The sequence below is a fragment of the Priestia sp. YIM B13490 genome (assembly GCF_042787735.1).
Lineage (GTDB): Bacteria > Bacillota > Bacilli > Bacillales > Bacillaceae_H > Priestia > Priestia megaterium.
The window spans coordinates 73,118-94,763 of record NZ_JBHZOT010000003.1 but is presented as its reverse complement, the minus strand read 5'-3'; the positions used below and the strand labels follow the sequence as shown (position 1 = coordinate 94,763).

Below are 21,646 nucleotides of genomic sequence, written 5' to 3'. Positions count from 1 at the left end.
AAAAGAAAATAAGAAAATCTCCCCCTTCCTCTGCTTTGCACGTGTATAATGAAAAATAGACTATAGATAGTAGCCTTTTTTTGTTTGTAGCATCGAACTTTCGTGCATTACAATAGATTTAAAGCCACTATCCAGCTAAGAATTAAAATGAATAACTTAAGGTTAAGGAGGTTAGATGTGTATGGATTATTCATCTTTACTCATACGCGAAGTCATTGATAGAGTATCTAAATTACGCCTCTTATCTGTTTATAATGAAAGTATAAAAGGTGATTTAGAAAGCACCATCCTCCCTCTTTATCAGCAGCACTTTGAAAATAAAGATGTAAACGAAGCGTTGAGGATTTTAAAAAAAGACTTTCTCAATCGTACGAAACGCAGATGGTTAGATGCTGCTATACGCGACTATGAGCAAAAAAAGCCTAAGAAGAATAAAGAGCTGATTGGCGAATACAAAGCGCTAACAGCTTATTATAAAACGAATGGAAAAGAACTCTTTTGCAAACAGTTTGAAAACGTATCATCTCCGGAAGAAGTCATTGATAAACGAATTGGTATCCTACGTGAATGGAGTCAAGAAGATAGCTTCTTCTTAACGGATTATCCTTATATTCATCAAAAAACCAAGACCCAGCGAGAAAAAGCAATCCATACGGATATATCTATTATTATTGGGCTTACTATACTGGACCCAAGCTTCCAAAACGGAAATCATAGTATTATTGAGAGCCCTTTTTCAACTGTAGAGAATCCTTTTTTCTCTAACTCAAGAGCAAAGCTTCTCGTCGAGCAACCCCTATTAGAGAAAGAAGGAAAAGAATATTTCTTAAGTACTTATAACTCTGAAGACGGGACAGATTACGAATTGTTAATAGAAAAAGAATACGCTGAAGAAAATGGAAATAAAATTAGTGATTTAGATCGGTTTGATTATAAAGTGTTTTTAGAGATCATGAGCCAGCGCGACGAATTGTTCGCTACACAAAAAATTATTAACGTAAAAATTGGTGATCTTGTGAAAGCACTCTATAAAACAGACAGTAAGCGCAACTATCAGATGATAGAAGAAAGAATTACAAAAATGAAGCACTACAGCATGACAAAAGTACAGCATAATAAGAAAATTGCCTACGGTATTTTTGACTTTGTGGATATTACTACGATGCCAAACGGAACGCGAATTGCTGAAATTCACGTCAATGAAGTGATATATAGAGACTATATTCAACGCCAAACGGTGCGTATTTATAAAAACAAAGTAGAAAAATTAAGTTTAGACGCCGCTTATCATTTGCTATTCGTTATGCAAAAAGAGCGTCTCATTTGCTATGAAACAAAATCTTCATACAATGTCACAAGAGATTATTTATATTTTTCGACAAGAGTCCGCTTTCGAAAAAGACGAAAAAAAGAAAACCTTGTCGAAATAGAAACAGCCTTAGATGAGCTAGTCGAACAAAAACTAGCTGTCCAATCCTATAAAAGAGTGGGCCAAGTGTTTCAGATTACCTTTATTCCTGTGGGAGAAAGTGAAGTAAAAGACTTACTAGCTGGTGATTACGAATATGCTCCCCTTTCTATTTATCAAAACGTAACAAGTTCTATAGGCTAAAAAAGAATGCCCTTATAATCTTTATAAGGGCATTCTTTTTATCTATGTACTATTAATCACTGCATTTTTTGCTCCACATTTCCGTGCAAAAGTGTTTTTTTGCTCCAATTCTCCATGTAAACATATTGTTTCCCCTGCTAATATAGCTATTAAACTTCACCTTCCTTATCATTTTGTGAACTTTTTATGTCTAAAAAAGTATTTATAATTGTTTTTTGCTCCAGATTTCCGTACAAAAGTGTCGTTTTTCTTTCTATACTGCATTTACTATAAGTTTGGCTCCAATCTTCCGTGCAAATATGTCACTTTTACATAAATTTTCTTGTGTCAGCGACTTTCCCTCTCCGTTTCCTTCAATTTTTGCTCCACATCTCCGTGCAAAAGTGTTTTTTGCTCCAGATTTCCGTGCAAACATGCCACTTTCTTAAAAAAACACTATTTTTTCTGCAAATGTTTGTTTATCCCCTCTGAAAATGTGAACTTTTTGTGTCTCAAAAAGGGCATTTTTCTTTTTTTTGTTCCTATTTTCCGTGCAAATGTGTCACTTCCTTGCCTGAACCTTTACTTTTATCATTTTTGCTCCTATTCTCCGTGCAAATATGTCATTTTTACATCAAAATTTTTTTCGAATTTGTCGCATTTTGTGTATTTCATCCGTCATAATACGACATTTAGCTTAAGAATGCTGTTTTATCAACGTTTATGAAATATAACGCTATTTTTGCTCCACATCTCCGTGCAAATATGTCACCTTTTAAATAGATGTCTCGTCCCTTGGTATCACTAGTCTTTTAAAAAAATGCACCATTTCCCCGTGCAAATATGTCATTTTACAGCCTATATGACTGTGTCTATACTGTAAAAGACGACGTATATAGTTTTGGAAAGGAGGTCACTACATGAGTATACAAAAGCTGGTACTAAAACGGCACACCCTTGTAGCAAATAAACTGCTGATTGTCATGAGCGGCTTAAATAGAAACACGAAACGAGGCAATAGCTATTACTATGAAAAACATTCATTTGGTCTTGCGAAAAACTTTGTAGATATAAAGTGGACGGGTTCTCTGATGAAGCAAATTTTAGCTTACGTAGCCAAATGTAACAGCCAGGGTCATATTTCAATTATTTCTGAGCAAGAACTGGCTAATACAATCCAATGTTCCGTTCGGACCGTTCAAAATAATAATAAGCTTTTAGAAGACTATGACATCATTCGCTGGGATCGTTTATGGGGAGACTATATTCAAGTTTCTTTAAACAACTATTTAGAGGATTTTTTAGATTTACATATAAAAGAAGCTGCTGATGTTCAAAACATATCATATAATCCTGAAATGCTTGATGAAGATAACAATACATATACTTCAAAAGGTGGTTATACTTCTGTTTCGATGGAAGTGATTTATCAATTGCTGGCTATTAAAAATATCAACATGCTGCGTCTGGCTTTACGTGCGTTGTACGTATACGAATCTGATGTAAACGTAAAGAAAGATTCAGAAGCGCTTCTATCTTACACTGAGGTAAAACACATTCTTCCAAAATACATTGGCTATAAAGCTGCTATTAAAGAAATGGCTAGTAAATTGAGTACAATTTTCCGTATCGATGTGCTAGAAAAAGATGATTGTGTCAAAACATTATTAGAAGAAAAGCAGCCAAGAAAATCAATTATTGAAAAAATCAAGGATGGTTTTATTTTAAGCTTTAATTTAACTGGTGCTCATGATAGTAAAAAACAAAAAGAAATCGAAAAAATTCGTGGAGAGCATACATTTGCTCAGTTTAAGAATTTCTTTAAATCTTTTGGCCATTATTCAATTAAAAAAGAAGATATTCATTCCATTGTACATGAGTTTGGTTTAGATATAATCGAAAAATCATTAACGTCCGTTCAGCGTCACTTACAACAAACTTACATAGAAGAAAGTATGGATGCATTTCGACCTCTTGTGCATGAAATGGAGTCAAACTTCTTTACGTATATCCGCAAAATTGCCAACGGGTATTATCAGGCAAAAATTAACGCTCTATAATACTCTTTTTTGTTATGCCTTTTTTTACTCATTTCTACTCTATTTTCCTTCCATTCTTTCTTTCTCTTTAACTTACTCAAACATACACGTCTGTGAGCTACGATAAATCCCTTTAAATGATAATGATTTTCATTTTCGTGAAAAAAATCAACTAAATGAACAAAAAACACAATAAATAAACGTTATTTTCCGAACTACTGCGTAGAAAATATAGCCGTTATAAAAAAATCCTATATTTTTTCGTGAAAATTCTTGTAGTAAACTGCAGTTTTTTTGATTGCTTTATTCCCTTTAACCTCAGTCAGTAGAAGGCTTTTACCCATATAAGTTTTAGCAATGTTTATAATTTCTTTAATTTCTTTTTAATGTCTTATAAATGTCTAGTAATTTCTATAAAATAATGAGCAGCAAATAAATAATATTTTTTATACATGGAGACATTAAGCTCCTATACAAATTGTAATCATAAGTTCGGTTAGTTTAATGACTATCAAATATAAAGGCAGGATTAACAGCTTTTTCTCTCTTCAAATAAAAAAACACACAAAATCTGACATCTATTTTGTGTGTTTTTTTATTTGAAGAGAGAAAAAGGCAAATTATTTAATTAGTTGGAGTTTAAATGATTTCTATCTACCGCTTCCGGTGGTGTTTCCATCCATCCATTTTCCATCATAATATCCGCTGCATCTTTTACAAACTTCGAGATATTTGTCATTGATTTTCCATATAACAGCGCCAAATCATTTCTTCCATTGACGGCTACTGAATTTCCAAAAGCCCTCATTTTCATCGAGAACATATCCATTTTATGGAACAGCATCAATTTATCCGAAAACGGTGAAAAAGTCGAAGTAGTAATTAAATGATCAAGAAAGGATGGCGCTGGTAAATTATCTCGATGAAGCTTTTCAATATAGCGTTCTACCGCTTTATTTGTCAGATCTTCACCTTTTACAAATAACGTACGGATTTTTTCACTTTTAACAACTTGACTAAATGCCAAAATTAAGGCTTTGCTTGTCACATTATTTTCGATGTTATCATACAGATGAGCAATTTCTAATGCATGCAAAGGTCGAACATCTCCTATAAAACCGCTTAAATAATGAGTATTAGCGATGTTCACTTTTTCTGGTACGGGAATAAGTGGCGGCTTAATAATAAATCCTTTATCCATTAAGATTGCCTTTATTTGCTCCATCAGTTCCATTGTTGCTTTCATACAATACGTTAAAAATGTCTTTACATCTTCTCTATACATTAGAGGCAGTGCGATACTGTAAATGCTTAATCCAGCTTTAGCAGCATATTTTAAATAATGCACGTAAAATTCATCTTCAAACAGCTTTGGAGCGCCTAGGTTCACATCTTCTTGCGTAAATCCGTATGGAATTGGCACATTCTCTTTTGTAAAAATGTCTTTTACGTTACTTTGAAATTCTTCCGTTAAACCTTTTGCATGCTGTAACAGCTTTTTTATATCTGGATCTTCAACGTGTTCAAGAAAATAACTTAAAATATACGAAGACATGCTGTTGCCCATATAGGTTGCCCAAAGTTTGCCCATTTCGGGGGCTGTTAATTTTTCTTGCACGCTTGTTTTTTTGAACCTATTTTAATTGGTTTGATTGTTTCCATCTATAATCTCCTAATTTGATTTGTTCTTAGGTTGGTCTTTTCTATTTTATCTATTCCTCCACTTTTGTCCTTTGTTTAATGAGTTAACATTATCAGGTGAGGTGTGCAGGTTTTCAGTATGTTAATCTATAGTCGGACCTATTCGCTGTTTGTTTCCATGCTTAACCTGTACGTTGACCTTCACATTTATTGAGTCTTTTGTTAAAGGAATTGCCCCGTTGCTTTGAACAGCCTTCCATTTACGCAGTTCTTTTTTATAAAGAACATGAGAAAGCCTGTAAACATCGCTGTTTATACTTAAGCCTTGCGCGTACGTTTCCATAATTTGTTTCTTAATTTTCTGTTCAGCTTCTTTTTTTATAGTCGATAGTTTTTCGTGCTGCGGCATAACTAAAATCGTTGTTTTTGCACGAACTTTTATATTAAATGTTAAATTACTACCGTTTATAACAGGTTCAATTTTTACTTTTTTCTTGTCTACCACAAGATCAATATCGGAATGATCAGGGAGCCTTACCCGTAAACCAGCTCGTACAAATTCATCCGTTATCCATCTAAGTCCTTTGATTTTATTCTCTGAAAAAACTCCTTTTAATTCAGATGATGTAATAGCCACTGCTCCGTTTACTTGAATAGCTGTTTCTTTTTTTTGATCCGTTGTTAAATGTTCTTTAGTCTGAACGAGAGGAATATTTACTTCGTGACTAGGTTCATTAAGATGGATAATGAGCTCTCTTAAATCGATTGGTGGAATAAACGAGTTTTGCTTAAAAATCACTTTAGGATCGCTCAAGCGAGAAAGAGCGTTCGATACTTCGAACATAGGCGTAGCTAACAACGTTTTTTTCAAAGGACTTTTCGTAGCATACATCCAGATGTTGTATCTCGTTTCCCGATAACGATCTAAAAAATCCACTGCCGATTTGACAGCGCCATGCTTTAACGCATCGTCCGTTAGAACAAGGAAAGCTAAGTGCCCAAAAAAGATTCTGCGCTGAGAAATTTGATAATATCTAAAAATAGCTTCATCAATGGTTTTCCCTGTTGCATAACCAACTTCTACTTTGACTTGACCCGCGCCAGCACCGCTTGCCTCGGATTTTGCTAATAAACTTAAATTGATGGTCTGCAGGTAAAGAACGTAACGGTTATCTTTAAAATCTACCCCCATTCCTTGTGCATATACCATTTGTTCCGGTTCATTCGTATCCCAGCATCCCGAAAGAAACAATAAAAAAGAGCTCATAATAAGTATAAGTAAATTCCTTATATTCCCTTTCACTAACTTTCTCCTTTTTCGCGTGTGGAATCGCTTGGGTTAAGCATACTAGCTCTTGTTGCTTTTTTACTTTCGGGAAGACGGAAGAGAGATTTTAAAATATTTTTCACGTCTAAACGGGTTGCTAACTCAAAATATGGCACACCAAACGTTCGGATGTTTGTAATATAGATCATGACTAAAAAGATGGAAATAAAAAATCCAAAGAAACCTAAGATGCTGACACAGATAATACAAAAAAAGCGGATTAGTGAAATTGTTCCTATAAGAGACTGATTAGCTAGCGTAAACGTAGCAATTGTAGAACCTGCAATGACAACAAGCATGGCAGGACTGGTTAAACCGGCTCTAATGGCTGCATCACCGATAATAAGCCCTCCAATTACACTGAGGGTCTGCCCGACAGAAGTCGGCAGTCTAAACCCTGCCTCTCGAAACAATTCAAATAAAAGAAGCATTAATATTGCCTCAAGAGAGGTAGGAAACGGAACACCTCTTCTTGCTTCAACAATCGTAGCTAACAGGCTGAGCGGAAGCTGATTTTGATGAAAAGCCGTCATTGCAACCCAAAAACCCGGCAAAAAAGCAGCGATAGAAAGCCCGAAGATTCGAAGAATACGCTCAAAAGAGCTGTATAAATATGTATTTTCTTTATCTTCAGATCCCTTTAATAAGTAAAAAAGGTTAATGGGTGTAACATACGCATATGAAGTTCCATCAATTAATATAATAAACCGGCCATTTAACAGAGATTGAACCGCAAAATCAGGTCTCCCTGTATAAGCGTGTCGAGGAAAAAAGCTATACGGATTTTTATTAATGAGCTCTTCTAACTGTGTTCCGCTGAAAATACCGTCGATATCGATATCTCCTAACTTTTCCATAATTTCATCAAGTATCTTCTTGTCAGCTACATCTTCCATGTATAAAATGCTTACTTTTGTTTTTGTTCGTTTTCCAATCTCTAAAGAGTTTGTTAACAAGGAAACTGATTTAAGACGCTTGCGAATTAAAGCAATATTGACAGGTAAGTCTTCAATAAAATTATCTCTAGGACCCAATATGGTTACTTCATTTTTCGTTTCTTCTGGGCTTCTTTGAGGACGGTCCGAAATATCGATAGAAACAACTGATTGTGGTGATCCAAAATCAATGAATAATTTCCCGGAAAAAATTTCTGAAACTGCCTGTTCTTCATCTTGAACGATGGAAACTGAGGGAAGATTTAATAATTTTATGATCTTGTCTCCTTCTACTTCACCCTCTAACTTAGCACAGCATTCCTCTAATTTTTTAGGAATCATTTCATATAGCATTTCCGTACTAACTAGACCGGTACAATAAATCATAAGCACTCGTTTGTTATAAAAATAAACGGTCTCGAAGTTAATATCGCTGCATTTTCCAAATAAATCTCTTAACGTACACTCATTGATTATCTGAGCACGAGAAGAACTTTCTTTTAAAAGACTTTCCGCCTCTTGTTTTTTAGAGCTGTAGTCTTTTTTCTTCTTAAAAAATTCCACTCTTATCCCTCCTTGTTTTATGAGAAAATAGAAAGACTATGACTACTAAGAAAAGAGAGAAAGCAACAAATAACCAGAAAGTAGCCGGTATGATTGTAAAAAATAAAAGATTTGAAAAAGCAAAGTCCGTTATAGGAGCCAGCGTACATACAGTAATAACCACTAGAATGAGTAAAAGAAACCTTTTTTGGCCTTTTTGAAACGAAACTAATTCTTTCATAATAAAAAGAAAGGTCGAAATGCGGATAAAGGTACCCGACAACCACTGATAAATAGATAGAAAGTCGATATGTTCTATAAACTTTCCAAGCGATGCAATTCCCCATTCTTCATAGGGAGGGAAACGTTGCTTAGAGGCTTCTACAGGGCCAAATTCAGTAATTGCTCCAATGAGAGGTCCAATCGTAAGGCCTGTTAAGAGAATTGCAGCCACCGCTAAATGCTTATAGCGTATAGGCTGCGGCACTTTGTGCTGCAAAAAGAGCAGCAGCAGCAGCTCTACCATCCCTGATCCTTGAAATACAATACTTTTAATAACAGGAAAATAGCCATTTTCTAAAACAGGCTGCAATAAAGAATAATCTTTAAATTGAAAGTTTGTAAAAGAAACAAAGAAACCTAATATTACAATAAAAAATAAAAGAAATACGTTTACAATACTAATCGTTCTAAGACTCGTAGCGGCAAGTAAGCAACAGGTAAAACCAAATAGTAAAACGAGAATAATTAAAGGTGTTCGCTGAAGAAAAATAATATTAATCCACGTAATCGTCTCTCGTAAAGTGACGATCTCCATAAGGGTCAAATAAACGATTGTAAGAAAAATAACGACATTGGTAAATGACTTATTCACATGCTTTTTCATCCATCGAAAAAGATGTTCGCCTTTTGTTTTTTTATTTACATATACGAGTAAAGGAACCCATATGAGTGTTAAAAGACAAGTAAGAAGAACGGTGATCCAAGCATCTCGTCCTGCCGTTTTAATTAATGGAGATATGAGCATCACATGAGTTTTTAAGCCAATAAACGTCATTGAAAGAAGGATCAATTGAAAAACAGAAATTGAGTCTGACTTATTCATGGTAATCACTCCTTCTCTTCAGAAAATTTACTACTGGTAGCTTATCCTAAATTTCTCATAATATAATGGAGAATCATTATTCGAAAAATAAAAAAGAGCTGTTTTATACGTCGTATTTCTCACGTATAAAACAGCTCGCCTGTTATTCACTTATTTTCATGAAGCCCTATTGTCTGCATATTATTCACTGCGTTCAATTACTAGTTAGCTGGACTTCTTTCTTATCTTCATTTTCTTCTATTCCCGCTTCTTTTATATTCACAAAAGGTTGATCAGCAACGGTCACAAGCTCGCCGCCGCAAACATGGCGAACAACGGTTACTAGCTCTGGAAAAGCGGGGAATTTGCCGTATAACGTTTTTAAAGGAAGTGCGCCTTTACATATCTTACTGTTATGTGGTTCATACCCTTTGAGCGTATCAAGCAATAATTGTTCGCCATTTTCAGTCAATTTGATGTAGGTGTTTCTTTTATCATTTTCTCTTTTGGACAAATGCAGATATCCCTGATTTTCTAATTTTTTTGAAAAATTAAACGCTGTAGAGATATGCATAGCTCCTAAATTAGCTAACTCTGACATAGAGATTTCTCCCGTGTTACTAGCTAAACATAAAATATGATGCTCATTTACGTTTAGTCCATAAGGTTTCACCCATTGCTCCCAGTCATCTTCCGCAGCTCTCCAGATGGCTTTACTTACCTGCATTAATTTTAATCCAAACAATGATGCATCTTTTATTGTGTATTCACTTTCTTGTTCTTGTTTCGACATACTATCATTCCTTATTTGTAGGCTGTTGTAAGTTAGTTTATTTTTAAAACGCGTAAAAACATTTTTATTTCATCTAATTTATCAGTATACCTACAAAATCAGACGAAAAAATACACGTACAGTTTAATTTATCAGCTTTATTCCACAAAATTTCTATAATTCTGAAGACGTGTCTACCAACTAAAAAGAGGTACTTACTTTATTTTTATTAAAAAAAGTAATACGCGTCTTTTTAATTACTAATAGATGATGCGGATTCCAAGTGAGTAAATGCTTGTGCTAAGTCTGCAATTAAATCTTCCGTATCTTCAATTCCTACAGATATGCGAACCAGTCCTTCGGATATTCCAAGAGCTTTACGTTCTTCAAGCGTACATTCTACGTGGCTAGTCGTTCTTGCTGGTCCATAAATTGTTTCAACCGCTCCTAAATTGCCGGCTTTATTTGCATACGTTAACTTTGGCAGCAAAATTTTAATAGCTTCCATTTCTCCTTTTAAAACAAAGCTTAATATCCCGCCAAAGCCTTTCATTTGTTTTTTGGCAATATGATGATGAGGGTGTGTTTCCAATCCAGGATAATAGACGGCTTCAACCGCTTCTTTCTTTTGAAGAAATTTAGCAATTTCCAAAGCGCTTCGCTCTTGTTGACGTATACGTAATTTTAACGTTTTCATTCCTCTTAAAATAAGATACGCTGACATGGGATCCATGGTCGCGCCATTGATCTCACGGTAGTGATACACATGCTTCATTAATTCTTTAGAGCCGCATACTGCTCCTCCTAAGGCATCCGCATGTCCGCTTAAAAATTTTGTTGCGCTGTGAATGACAAGATCCACCCCTAATTGAAGAGGGTTTTGATTAATAGGTGTCGCAAACGTATTGTCAATAATGACGACTGCCCCTACTGCTTTTCCTGCTTTTGCTATTCTTTCAATATCAATAATTTTCATCGTAGGATTTGTAGGTGACTCTAAATATAGCACTTTACATCCTTTATTTACTTCCGCTTCAATTTCTTCATGATTCCCCGTATTGCATAAGGTTACATCCACTCCGATGTTAGGAAGGAACTCAGTGAAGATTTTATTTGTTCCTCCATATGTATCTTTTACCGATACGACGCGGTCTCCAGGTTTTAAAAACGTGTATAAAGTGCTGCTAATAGCCGCCATGCCGGAGGAAAATGCGACCGCTTCTTCTGCTTCTTCAAGTATCCTTACTTTTTCTTCAAAAGCTTTAACTGTAGGATTACTCATGCGATTATACGTATAGCCTGGTTTGTTTCCTAACGCAACTTCTTGCCATTCGTCTACATCATCATAATTGTAAGCTACGCTGAAGACGACAGGAACTTGAGTGGCATTGTAAGCAAGGGATTCTTTTTCTCCCGCCCATACCGCTTTGGTTCCGTCTTGTACATTTTTAAACTGTTTGTCTGTCATTCACTCATCACCTCTGATTTTATTAATTAGATAATGATTAGATTATATATTGTATACAATATACTGTATATAGTACAGAATAATCTGATAATAAAATAACCATACTTACCTTATTCAATTTAAAGAGGTTGAGACATAACGAAATGAATCCAATCTAAAGACGAACAAATAGGATAGATGAGCTGAACCGCTTATGACACGGCAGTTGATTTCCGTGCAAGACTTCGCTTTACATGGGCGCTGAGCCTCCTCGTCGCATACGCTCCTGTGGGTCTCATCTGTTCCGCTTTTCCCGCAGGATTCCTCATCTTGCCCTGCAATCGACTGCTAGAAGGGCCTAAACAAACCGAACATACGCTCACGCTAACAAAAAAACGAACCACTAATCAAAAATTTTGATCAATGGTTCGTTTTTTACTTCGTCTAAAATACTTTTGTCCCAGCCTCTTTTTTTATTCAGCTTTCACCAAAATTTTCACCTGTTCCTTTTCTTTTAACAATGTCTCAAAACCTTCTTCAATTACATTCTCTAGCTTGATACGTTTTGTCACCAGTTTATCAGCCGAAAAATAGCCTTTTGCCATTAAACTAATAACCGCTGGAAATACATCGCGGTAGCCAATAATACCTGTTACTGTACGCTCTTGTAAAACGATTGTTTGAGGATGAATGGACGCTTCTTTTTCAAATATGCTAACAATCATTGTCTCCCCGCCACTTTTGGTAGAATTAATGGCTTGAGTTAAAACTAAGGGAACACTTGTCACTTCATAGGAAACGTCTACACCTCCGCCTGTGCGCTTATGTACTTCTGCTACGGGATCGTATTCTTGCGGGTTAATCACAATCGCCCCAAGTTCTTCAGCTTTCTGTCTGCGCTGTTCCGATAGTTCAATCGCATAAATTTCAGATGCACCCGATGCTTTTAACGCTTCAATAACTAGCAAACCGATTGGCCCCGTCCCAAATACGGCGGCTTTATCTCCTACCTTTAGTTTGCTTTGACGCACAGCATGAAGAGCCACAGCTGAAGGCTCTACGAGAGCTCCTTGCTCGTAAGACACCACTTCTGGTATTTTATGAATCATTTCAACCGGTATAGAGGCATACTCAGAAAAACCTCCGCCACCTCCGGCAAGACCATAAAACCCCATTTTATTACAAAGATTATACTTTCCTTGTTTACAGTTTTCACACTCTCCGCATGCATAGATAGGTTCTACCACTACTCTGTCTCCGACTTTTACATTCGTAATACCTTCTCCGATTTCTACAACTTGTCCAGAAAATTCATGTCCCAGCACAACCGGCGCTTTATCTTTACTTAATGGATGGGGTTCTTCTGTAGGAATAAAAATAGGTCCTGCCGTGTACTCATGCAAATCACTTCCGCAAATTCCACACCATTCTACTTTAATTTTCACTTTTCCTTGAGAGACAGTAGGTTCTGCAATATATTCTAACCTTACATCTTTAACGCCATGCCATCTTAATGCTTTCATTCTACTCAGCTCCTATCCTTATTTAAAAATTTAAAACAGCTACGAACTCTCAGCTTACAAATTGAATTTTTTTAATCTGTTATAAAATGTACTTCTTGGTATATCTAACAGCTTAGCGGCAAGTGACACATTTCCCTGTGTTTTACGTAAAGCATCCATCATTAAGTCTTTTTGAACTTTTTCACGAAATGTGAGTACGGGGAGGGACGTAAAATCATTGTCTTCTATTTCTTGTGAAGTATCAGAGTTAGAGATGTTCTTTTGGCCACCAAGACTTAAAGAACTCAAATAATTCAATATCTTCTCTTTTTCTGCTTCTGTTTTAAGCGAGATCTTCAAGCGTTCAAGTACATTAAATAATTCTCGAATATTGCCGGGCCACTGATAATCTATTAGTTTATCTACTAATTCCTTGGGGAAATTCATATTCCAAGCATTCTTTTGACAAAAGTAGCGCATCAGATGTGGAATATCTTCTTTCCTTTCTCGCAAAGGCGGAACATGCACGGGATACACGTGAAGCCGGTAATATAAATCTTCTCGAAACTTCCCTTCACTGACAAGTTGACGAAGATCTCGATGAGTAGCGGTAATAATACGGATGTCTACCGGAATTTCCTGATTGCTTCCAACAGGCGTTACCTTGCGCTCTTGCAATACTCTTAACAAAGAAACTTGCATAGAATGAGGAAGTTCACCTATTTCATCAAGAAAAATCGTACCGTGATTAGCCTGCTCAAACTTTCCTTGATATCCTTGACGCCGTGCTCCTGTAAATGCTCCTTCCACATAGCCAAATAATTCACTTTCCATAAGTTCTTTCGGAATAGCACCACAATTAAGAGCAATAAAAGGCCCGTTTTTACGCGAGCTGTTTTCATGAATTGTTTGAGCTATTACTTCTTTTCCGGTACCTGTTTCCCCTAAAATATAGACTGTTGTATCCGTAGGAGCCGCATGCTTTATTTCTTCTAGTGTTTGCTGAAAGGAACGGCTTATGCCTGCTTCCCCTTTAAAAGAAAATGATTGAGCAGGGATCTGTGTAGTTGTTTGGTTGTGGTGCGCTTCTTCTGATAAATAAATAATCTTTCCAATAGAATGACCGTGTCTTTTTGAAATTACAGGCACTTCCATCACTATACGAAATCCCTGTTGTACAATCGTATTTAACTGCAGACCTGACCATTTTGGTATACATTCTCGCAAGGTTTTGCTTGCTCCCACAATCACTTCTTTGTAATTGCAAAGCAGCAAGAGCTGTTTGCTATCAACAAAATTCATAGAAGCGTGAACCAACTCAATTTCGTCTTTGTGCATTCGAATGCTTAACTCCCGCTCAATTGTATACGCAATGGACGTAACCATTCCAAGTGTATAAGGGTGAGCTCTGTTTACAGGACAAGAAATATTAATAATCCCAATTAAATTTCCGTCGTCATTTCGAACAGGCGCTGCCGAACAGCTCCATTGATGCGAAGCAATCGAATAATGTTCTGTACCCGTTATCATAATGGGCTCTTCCGTTTGCAGAGCCGTACCGATTGCATTTGTGCCTACTTCTTTTTCTGTCCAACAGGCACCTTCCACAAAATTAATTTTCCTTGCTTCATTCAGTGTAAGTCTATTTCCTGTAATAGATAAAATATAGCCTTCTGGGTCAATTAATAAAGCAACCATTCCTAAGTCCGCCGCTGATTGTCTGATTCTTTCTAAGTGCGGCAAAGCCGTCTCAAGAAATAAAGAGTTCATTTGTTTTCGAGAATGAAAGTCTTCATTTCTTAAAATCGATCTGCCTTTATCTAGGTAAGGATTAACATCTGCGCTTTTACAACGATGCCACGACTTTACAATAATGTCGTTTAACCTTGAAGGTTCAAGTGCTCCTTCGTTTACAAAACGTTTCCATGTGTTTAAAGAAAGTGTGGATTCCATTTTTTACCTCTCCCCTATAAACTTAATTGAATATAGTAAATCAAGGCTTGTTACCATTATTATAAATCACAAAGAAAACGTTATCATTACCAAATGATAGATTTTTAAACTCACGTTATGTAAAAATTAATAAAGAAACTAGACGAGGATGCAGGAAAACTACTATACCGCTTCCGTGATTCCTTCATCCTCTAGTTATCTTTTTGAATCATTCATTTTTACTTTTTATCCTCAAAAAGTTTAATAACTTGGGCACCTGCGTAATCAGGAGTGAACGGCCTGACCCGCCGACTGCAAAAGAGCTTCGTGAATGGCTTCAGATAATGTAGGGTGGGCAGTGATAAAGTCTTCCATTATATCTGTGGTCAACTCTCCGTGCATCATAATGGTTCCTTGTCCAATTAATTCTGTAGCATGTGAACCTACAATGGAAAGCCCAATAATTTCATTAAACTGCGGTTCTACGATTACTTTCACTTTTCCAACGGACTCATTTGCAATCATTGCTTTACCATTTGCCGTAAACGAGAATTCTCCGACGCGAATATCGCCGTATTCGCTTCGAGCCTGCTTTTCTGTCATACCGACACTTGCAATTTCAGGGTGAGTATAAATGCAGCGGGGTACAGCTCGATAATTTACGCTCTTATCTTTTCCGCATGCGTGCAAAGCAGCAACTGTGCCTTCATGAAAGGCGACATGAGCAAGCTGAATTCCGCCAACTGCATCTCCACAAGCATAGATATTAGGTATATTCGTTTGCATATGCTCATTAACATCAATTCCTTGTTTTGAAAAATGTACGTCAACCTGTTCTAAACCCAAACCTAGCACTCTAGGTTTTCTGCCAATTGAAATTAATGCATACTCAGCCTGCAGTTCATGCAGCTCTTCTTTATGTTTAAATAGAGCCGTTTTATGTTCTGGCTTCATTTCCGTTAGCGAAGCGGATGTATAAATCCCTACGCCTTTTTTCTCTAATTCTTCCTGTAACGTCAATGCGATGTCGGCATCTTCACCAGGAAGCAGCTGATCTGCTGCTTCCACAATCGTTACTTTTGTTCCCATTTGGCTGTAAATGCTTGCAAATTCACATCCAATTACACCTCCTCCTACTATTAAAAGAGATGAAGGGATAGCAGGCAGCGACATTGCTTGTTTACTGTGAATGATCCACTTTCCATCAAAAGGAGCAAATGGCAGGCTAGCAGGTTCTGAACCCGCAGCAATAATAAACTGTTCAGCCTCTATCTCTTCTACGTGATTTTCGTTTCGCACGGCTAGACAATGATTTGTCAAAAAAGAAGCTTCTCCTTTTATGACTTTAATACTGTTCTTTTTCATCAAATAGCCGATTCCCCTGACCAAGTTTTTAACAATGGTTGTTTTATGATGCTGAACGCCATCCCAGTTAATTTTCACTTGTTCTAAAGGAAGATTGATGCCGAATTGCTCAGCTTTCTTAATTTTCTCATAGGCTTCCGCGCTTGCTAATAGCGACTTTGTTGGCATACAGCCCTCATTTAAACAGGTTCCACCTAAATCTTTTTGTTCGATTAACGTAACTTGTTTTCCTTGCCGGGCGGCAGTGATTGCCGCCACATATCCTGCTGGACCGCCTCCAATCACAACTAAAGGTTTCACGGAATGCACCCCTTTCTATAAGAGTAGTAAAATAGGCTGTTCTAAGTATTGTTTAATAGTTCCAAGGAAATTAGCTGCAGGTGCTCCGTCCAGTACGCGATGATCAAACGTCAGGCTTAAAGGCAGCAAGTTTCTTTTTTGTAATTCGTCTCCTTTATACATCGGTACATCTTCAGTAGCTCCAACACCAAGAATTCCTGTTTCAGGCGGGTTTAATACAGGTGTAAAATACTCTACTCCGTAAGCACCGAGATTAGTAATAGTGAATGTAGAACCTTGCATTCTATCAGTGGCCAGCTGACCTTGCCGAGCATCTGCTGCTCGTGTTTTGATCTCTGCAGCTAATTCAACTAACGACATCTTTTCAGCATGTTGCATAACAGGGACAACTAACCCATTTTCTAAAGCTACGGCCATTCCAAGATGAACATGGTTATAGAGATGAATTTCGTTATCTATATAGGCACTGTTCATTTGTTTATGTTCTTGAAGTGAAAGAACAACAGCGCGAGCAATAAAATCAGTTAGAGATATCTTCACCTTATGGCGTTGTTGGATCACATCTTTGATTTCCCGTTGAAGAGACAGCAAATCCGTCACGTCAGCTTTCATATTAATTGTTAATTGGGCACTGTTTAATAAACTACTATGCATTCGACTTGCAATGACTTTTCTCATGCCCGCTACTGGAAGCGTTTCTTTTTTTATAGCTTTATCTATTTCTGCTGGTGGACGACTCGCTTCTGAAGCTCTTTCCGCCAGCACTTTCTCTACATCTGCTTTGGTGATTCTTCCTTTTGGTCCTGTGCCTTTAATCGTTTCAACATTAAGGTTTTCAGATTCTGCTATTTTCCGTGCAATTGGTGAAATAAGCACCGTTTCTTTCCTCTTTTTTGATGGAGCTGCGTTTGCTGGTGGCTCTTCTAACGAGATAGCAGCCGCTACCTCGTTTTTAGGCGCTTGCAGCTCATTTGCTGAACTGTTTTGCTCAGTGAGCTGCTCGTTTGGCTTTCCAACATAACAGATAATCGTTCCAGGAGGCACTCCTACATCTTCTTGTACAAGAATATCAAGAATCACACCGTCCTGCGGCGCTTCAATATCCATTTCGATTTTTTCAGAATTAATGCTTGCAATCATATCTCCTTTTGAAACGGAGTCTCCAACTTTTTTGTTCCACGTCGAAACAGTTCCTTCTTTCATTGCCATACCTAGTTTTGGCATTACAACCTCTGCAGCCATTTGCTTCCTCCTCCTTTTCTTTAATTACACGCTTAGAAGCGATTTATCTCCTAGTAACTCCGATACAACTTCAATTACTTTTTGTGGTGTCGGCAGATAAATATCTTCTAATGGAGGCGAAAACGGCACAGGTGTATGTGGTGCTGTAATTCGTTTAATAGGTGCATCAAGCATGTCAAATCCTTTATCAGCAACTAGCGCGGCAATATCCGTTGCGATGCTGCATCTTGGATTGGCTTCGTCAATGACAATTAATCGATTCGTTTTTTCTACAGAAGAAAGAATGGTTTCTTCATCAAAAGGTGATAGACTTCGCGGATCGACTACTTCTACATCAATTCCCTTGTGAGACAATTGATCTGCTGCCGTAAGTGCAGTATTTACTTGTTTTCCAATTGCTACAATGGTTAAATCTGTTCCTTCGCGTTTCACGTCAGCTTTCCCTAACGGAATTGTATAGTAGCCTTCAGGAACCTCTCCTTTCATGTTGTACAATGTTTTGTCTTCAAAAAAGATAACCGGATCATTGTCTTCAATAGCTGCTAACAATAATCCTTTTGCATCGTAAGGGTTAGAAGGCACCACTACTTTAATGCCAGGAATGCTAGTGAATAAAGCGTACAAGCTCTGAGAATGCTGAGCTGCAGCCCTAAACCCTGCCCCATGAGTCGTTCGAATCGTGACGGGCACTTCAGCTTTTCCTCCAAACATGTATCTAAATTTTGCGCCTTGATTCAGCACTTGATCTAAACAGCAGCCAATAAAGTCATTAAACATTAATTCTGCAACCGGTCTTAACCCTGTAGCTGCCGCTCCCATTGCAGCTCCTATATAAGCTGCTTCTGAAATCGGCGTATCAAGAATTCGTTCACGTCCAAATTCTTGCACAAGCCCTTTTGTCACTCCAAGAACCCCGCCCCACGCCTCATCATCTTGCAAGTGGTCAATTTCCGCTCCGCCAGCTACATCTTCTCCCAAAAGAATCACATTCTCATCTTTTCGCATCGCTAGTTTCATAGCTTCATTAATAGCTTCAGACATGCTTAATTTTCTAGTCATTTCCTTTTCCCCCTTTAATTAATAAGATACATAAACATCCGTTAATAGTTCCGAAGCATCAGGATAATCGCTTGTTTCTGCTAGCTCAACTGCGCGTTCTACTGCTTTTTCTACTTCACCTTCAATCTCTCTAAGCTCTTGTTCTGTTATTACTTGTTCTGAAAGCAAGTAATTTTCAAAAAGAGCGATAGCATCTTTTTCCTGGAGATGTTCTTTCTTTTCATTTCCTGATTTATACGTTTGTGCGTCGCCTTCAAAATGTCCGTAATTTCGATACGTTACACATTCAATTAACGTTGGCCCTTCCCCTCTGCGGGCTCGTTGAATAGCTTCTGCAGCTGCTTCATAAACTGCTATCACGTCTTTTCCATCCACTCGTACCCCTGGAATGTTATAAGATGCGGCACGGTCTGCAATCGCGCTGCAGCTCGAAGCATAAGAAAATGGAGTTGCCTCTCCGTAGCCATTATTTTCAGCAACAAAAACAACCGGCAGTTTCCAAATGGCTGCTAAGTTAATTCCTTCATGAAACGTCCCTTCATTGCCCGCTCCGTCTCCAAAAAAGCAAACGCTTACATCTTTTGTCTTTTTATACTTAGCAGTTAAAGCAGAACCGCATGCAAGCGGAAAGCCTCCTCCTACAATTCCATTTGCCCCTAAAATTCCTTTATCTAAATCCGCGATATGCATGGATCCGCCTTTTCCTTTGCCTAACCCGGTTACCTTTCCAAAAAGCTCAGCCATCATTCCATCTAAATCGCCGCCTTTAGCAATACAATGGCCGTGTCCGCGATGAGTGCTTGTAATACTGTCACTGTCATTAAGATGAGCGCACATTCCAACCGCTACCGCTTCTTCACCTGCATACAGATGAACAAAACCAGGCAGTACACCTTTTGCGAAAATTTGATGTACTTCATCTTCAAACTTTCGAATTTCTACCATTTTCTGATACATCCAGCTGGCTTTTTCTTTCGTAAGCTTTTCTGTTTTGTTTTGAGCAGTTTTCATTATGGTAAGCCTCCTCATTTGATTATCAAACTTCACTTAACTACTATTGCAAGTACCGTGCCAATAGTAAAATCCCTTTATACTAGCAATCTATTATTGTATTTGGCCTCATAAAGTTAGACAAAATTGGACACTGTTCCAACTTTGTCTAACTTTGTCCAATCTTAGAGGAATCAATTATGTAAACTGAATTTAAGGTGCATAATAAGTGTGTGGGTTGAAAATCACATTGAATAATTAGCGAGAAAGCTTTTATGTAAATATGATATAATGCTGAAGGAATCGTCTTAATTTTGAGGAACACCAAGGCTTTTAAAGGAGGTCGGTTAAAGAAAAACGGGCTTTATAGAAGTTTTACCGTAAAGTTGGATGTAAATTAAACAATGAAAGATGAGGTGAAAACCTGGAAAACATCCAAAGTTTTTGTCATCTACACTTCGTGATGTCTAGATGACATATCGCCAGGTTACTGTTATGCACAATGCAATTCAACACATTACAAATTTTCATGTATACGCAGCCATTATTATATTTATCATTACATATTTTTTAATTATGACTGAAAAGATCAATCGCGCTTCAGCAGCTCTTTTAGGTGCTATATTAATGATTTTGTTAGGCATTGTTGATTTTAATAATGCTATTACCGAACACATTCAGTGGGAAACGATTGTCCTTCTTATGGGTATGATGATTCTAGTCGGCATTACAAATAAAACGGGCGTGTTTCAATACGCAGCCATCAAGTCTGCTAAAATCGCTAAAGGTGATCCAGTTCGAATTCTAGTTATTTTATCAATTTTAACAGGCGTCGGATCTGCTTTTTTAGATAATGTAACGACGGTTTTATTAATTGTTCCCGTTACTTTTTCAATTACTACTATTTTAAATATTAATCCTTTTCCGTTTCTTATATCAGAAGTGCTGTTTTCAAATATTGGGGGAACGGCTACTTTAATAGGCGACCCACCTAATATCATGATTGGAGCAGCAAATCCTCATCTTGATTTTAACGCTTTTTTATTAAACTTAGCTCCTGCAGTGCTAATTATCGGTGTTGTTACACTGGGGATTCTTGTTCTTATCTATCGCAAAAAATTAAAAGTAGAAGATAGCAAAAAGCAAGAGCTGATGAGTTTAAATGAAAAAGATTATATTCAAGATTCCGTTTTAATGAAAAAATCGTTAACTGTACTCGTCTTAACGATTCTAGGTTTTACCCTGCATTCCGTTTTGCATATTGATGCGGCTATGGTAGCCATTACAGGTGCTGCTGTACTATTGGTAATTGGATTAAGAACTCATGATGAAGTAGAAAGCGCGTTTGATTCTGTTGAATGGACAACCATTATTTTCTTTGCAGGTTTGTTTGTTCTTGTCGGAGGCTTAATCGATGTAGGCATCATCAAAAAACTGGCTGCTGGCGCTTTAAACGTTACAGACGGCAACATCGCACTGTCAGCTTATCTCATTTTGTGGATTAGTGGAATTGCTTCAGCTGTTATTGACAACATTCCTTTTGTTGCTACAATGATTCCACTTATTCAAGATATGGCTCATGGAATGGGAATGAGCCCTGATTCTGCTCAAATCAATGTACTATGGTGGTCATTGGCTCTAGGAGCATGTTTGGGAGGAAACGGTACGTTAATTGGAGCATCTGCCAACGTCATTGTAGCTGGCATGGCTGTAAAAAAAGGACATAAATTTTCGTTTATGGATTTTTTGAAAATTGGAGCTCCAATTATGCTTGTATCTCTTTTGATTTCAACGTTATATATCTTTCTTCGCTACCTTTTATTCCTGTAAGAAAAGAGCAATTAAAATTTACATGAACAGTAAAAAGACTTCTCAGC

Annotated in this window: 14 protein-coding genes and 1 pseudogene; 3 read left to right on the top strand and 12 right to left on the bottom strand. The window is 37.2% G+C overall.

Annotated features, from left to right (window positions below; translation table 11 throughout):
• Window positions 1–181: 181 nt before the first annotated feature.
• Window positions 182–1,612, top strand: a complete 1,431-nt coding sequence (locus ACFX4R_RS10355) for a hypothetical protein (RefSeq protein ID WP_013082784.1) — start codon at window positions 182–184, stop codon at window positions 1,610–1,612.
• 899 nt (window positions 1,613–2,511) lie between these two features.
• Entirely contained in the window at window positions 2,512–3,651 is a 1,140-nt protein-coding gene (locus ACFX4R_RS10350; RefSeq protein WP_322551965.1) for a hypothetical protein, read from the top strand.
• Window positions 3,652–4,258: 607 nt separating this feature from the next.
• Here the strand turns inward: ACFX4R_RS10350 and ACFX4R_RS10345 are convergent.
• The 12 genes and pseudogenes from ACFX4R_RS10345 to ACFX4R_RS10290 all read right to left on the bottom strand — a co-directional run bounded on the left by ACFX4R_RS10345 (window position 4,259) and on the right by ACFX4R_RS10290 (window position 19,790).
• Window positions 4,259–5,292, bottom strand: a pseudogene (locus tag ACFX4R_RS10345) (DUF3231 family protein).
• 121 nt (window positions 5,293–5,413) lie between these two features.
• Window positions 5,414–6,574 (bottom strand): Ger(x)C family spore germination protein, encoded by a 1,161-nt coding sequence (locus ACFX4R_RS10340; RefSeq protein ID WP_230184721.1) that lies wholly within the window; start codon window positions 6,572–6,574, stop codon window positions 5,414–5,416.
• Window positions 6,574–8,097: a spore germination protein gene (locus ACFX4R_RS10335; RefSeq protein WP_052500347.1), complete on the bottom strand. Its 1,524-nt coding sequence runs from the start codon at window positions 8,095–8,097 to the stop codon at window positions 6,574–6,576. Before ACFX4R_RS10335 ends, ACFX4R_RS10340 begins: the two co-directional genes overlap by 1 nt.
• Window positions 8,084–9,181: a GerAB/ArcD/ProY family transporter gene (locus tag ACFX4R_RS10330; protein WP_043981941.1), complete on the bottom strand. Its 1,098-nt coding sequence runs from the start codon at window positions 9,179–9,181 to the stop codon at window positions 8,084–8,086. The genes ACFX4R_RS10335 and ACFX4R_RS10330 overlap by 14 nt, the downstream gene beginning before the upstream one ends.
• 193 nt (window positions 9,182–9,374) lie before the next feature.
• Window positions 9,375–9,953 carry an HTH-type transcriptional regulator Hpr gene (locus ACFX4R_RS10325; RefSeq protein WP_043981939.1) on the bottom strand — a complete coding sequence of 193 codons (579 nt, stop codon included), beginning with the start codon at window positions 9,951–9,953 and terminating at the stop codon, window positions 9,375–9,377.
• A gap of 232 nt (window positions 9,954–10,185) precedes the next feature.
• Window positions 10,186–11,400: a cystathionine gamma-synthase family protein gene (locus ACFX4R_RS10320; protein ID WP_043981938.1), complete on the bottom strand. Its 1,215-nt coding sequence runs from the start codon at window positions 11,398–11,400 to the stop codon at window positions 10,186–10,188.
• 452 nt (window positions 11,401–11,852) lie between these two features.
• Window positions 11,853–12,902 (bottom strand): 2,3-butanediol dehydrogenase, encoded by a 1,050-nt coding sequence (locus tag ACFX4R_RS10315; protein ID WP_043981937.1) that lies wholly within the window; start codon window positions 12,900–12,902, stop codon window positions 11,853–11,855.
• Window positions 12,903–12,956: 54 nt separating this feature from the next.
• Window positions 12,957–14,834: a sigma-54-dependent Fis family transcriptional regulator gene (locus ACFX4R_RS10310; protein ID WP_162214064.1), complete on the bottom strand. Its 1,878-nt coding sequence runs from the start codon at window positions 14,832–14,834 to the stop codon at window positions 12,957–12,959.
• Between the two features lie 264 nt (window positions 14,835–15,098).
• A complete protein-coding gene (gene lpdA, locus ACFX4R_RS10305; protein ID WP_377569503.1) occupies window positions 15,099–16,478 on the bottom strand; it encodes a dihydrolipoyl dehydrogenase in 1,380 nt (459 codons plus the stop codon).
• A gap of 15 nt (window positions 16,479–16,493) precedes the next feature.
• Entirely contained in the window at window positions 16,494–17,720 is a 1,227-nt protein-coding gene (locus ACFX4R_RS10300) for a dihydrolipoamide acetyltransferase family protein (protein ID WP_043981932.1), read from the bottom strand.
• A 24-nt stretch (window positions 17,721–17,744) separates the two neighbouring features.
• Window positions 17,745–18,779: an alpha-ketoacid dehydrogenase subunit beta gene (locus ACFX4R_RS10295; protein ID WP_013082775.1), complete on the bottom strand. Its 1,035-nt coding sequence runs from the start codon at window positions 18,777–18,779 to the stop codon at window positions 17,745–17,747.
• A gap of 18 nt (window positions 18,780–18,797) precedes the next feature.
• A complete protein-coding gene (locus tag ACFX4R_RS10290) occupies window positions 18,798–19,790 on the bottom strand; it encodes a thiamine pyrophosphate-dependent dehydrogenase E1 component subunit alpha (RefSeq protein WP_043981931.1) in 993 nt (330 codons plus the stop codon).
• A 474-nt stretch (window positions 19,791–20,264) separates the two neighbouring features.
• On the opposite strand from ACFX4R_RS10290, the gene ACFX4R_RS10285 reads away from it, so the two are divergent.
• Complete coding sequence (locus tag ACFX4R_RS10285) at window positions 20,265–21,599, top strand: ArsB/NhaD family transporter (RefSeq protein ID WP_043981930.1); 1,335 nt, start codon at window positions 20,265–20,267, stop codon at window positions 21,597–21,599.
• Window positions 21,600–21,646: the final 47 nt, after the last annotated feature.

Excerpts from the sequence above, each read along its gene's own strand:
- ACFX4R_RS10355 (WP_013082784.1), top strand. The coding sequence starts at position 182 with ATGGATTATTCATCTTTACTCATACGCGAAGTCATTGATAGAGTATCT.
- ACFX4R_RS10350 (WP_322551965.1), top strand. The coding sequence starts at position 2,512 with ATGAGTATACAAAAGCTGGTACTAAAACGGCACACCCTTGTAGCAAAT.
- ACFX4R_RS10330 (WP_043981941.1), bottom strand. The coding sequence starts at position 9,181 with ATGAATAAGTCAGACTCAATTTCTGTTTTTCAATTGATCCTTCTTTCA.
- ACFX4R_RS10325 (WP_043981939.1), bottom strand. The coding sequence starts at position 9,953 with ATGTCGAAACAAGAACAAGAAAGTGAATACACAATAAAAGATGCATCA.
- ACFX4R_RS10320 (WP_043981938.1), bottom strand. The coding sequence starts at position 11,400 with ATGACAGACAAACAGTTTAAAAATGTACAAGACGGAACCAAAGCGGTA.
- ACFX4R_RS10315 (WP_043981937.1), bottom strand. The coding sequence starts at position 12,902 with ATGAAAGCATTAAGATGGCATGGCGTTAAAGATGTAAGGTTAGAATAT.
- ACFX4R_RS10310 (WP_162214064.1), bottom strand. The coding sequence starts at position 14,834 with ATGGAATCCACACTTTCTTTAAACACATGGAAACGTTTTGTAAACGAA.
- ACFX4R_RS10300 (WP_043981932.1), bottom strand. The coding sequence starts at position 17,720 with ATGGCTGCAGAGGTTGTAATGCCAAAACTAGGTATGGCAATGAAAGAA.
- ACFX4R_RS10295 (WP_013082775.1), bottom strand. The coding sequence starts at position 18,779 with ATGACTAGAAAATTAAGCATGTCTGAAGCTATTAATGAAGCTATGAAA.
- ACFX4R_RS10290 (WP_043981931.1), bottom strand. The coding sequence starts at position 19,790 with ATGAAAACTGCTCAAAACAAAACAGAAAAGCTTACGAAAGAAAAAGCC.
- ACFX4R_RS10285 (WP_043981930.1), top strand. The coding sequence starts at position 20,265 with ATGCACAATGCAATTCAACACATTACAAATTTTCATGTATACGCAGCC.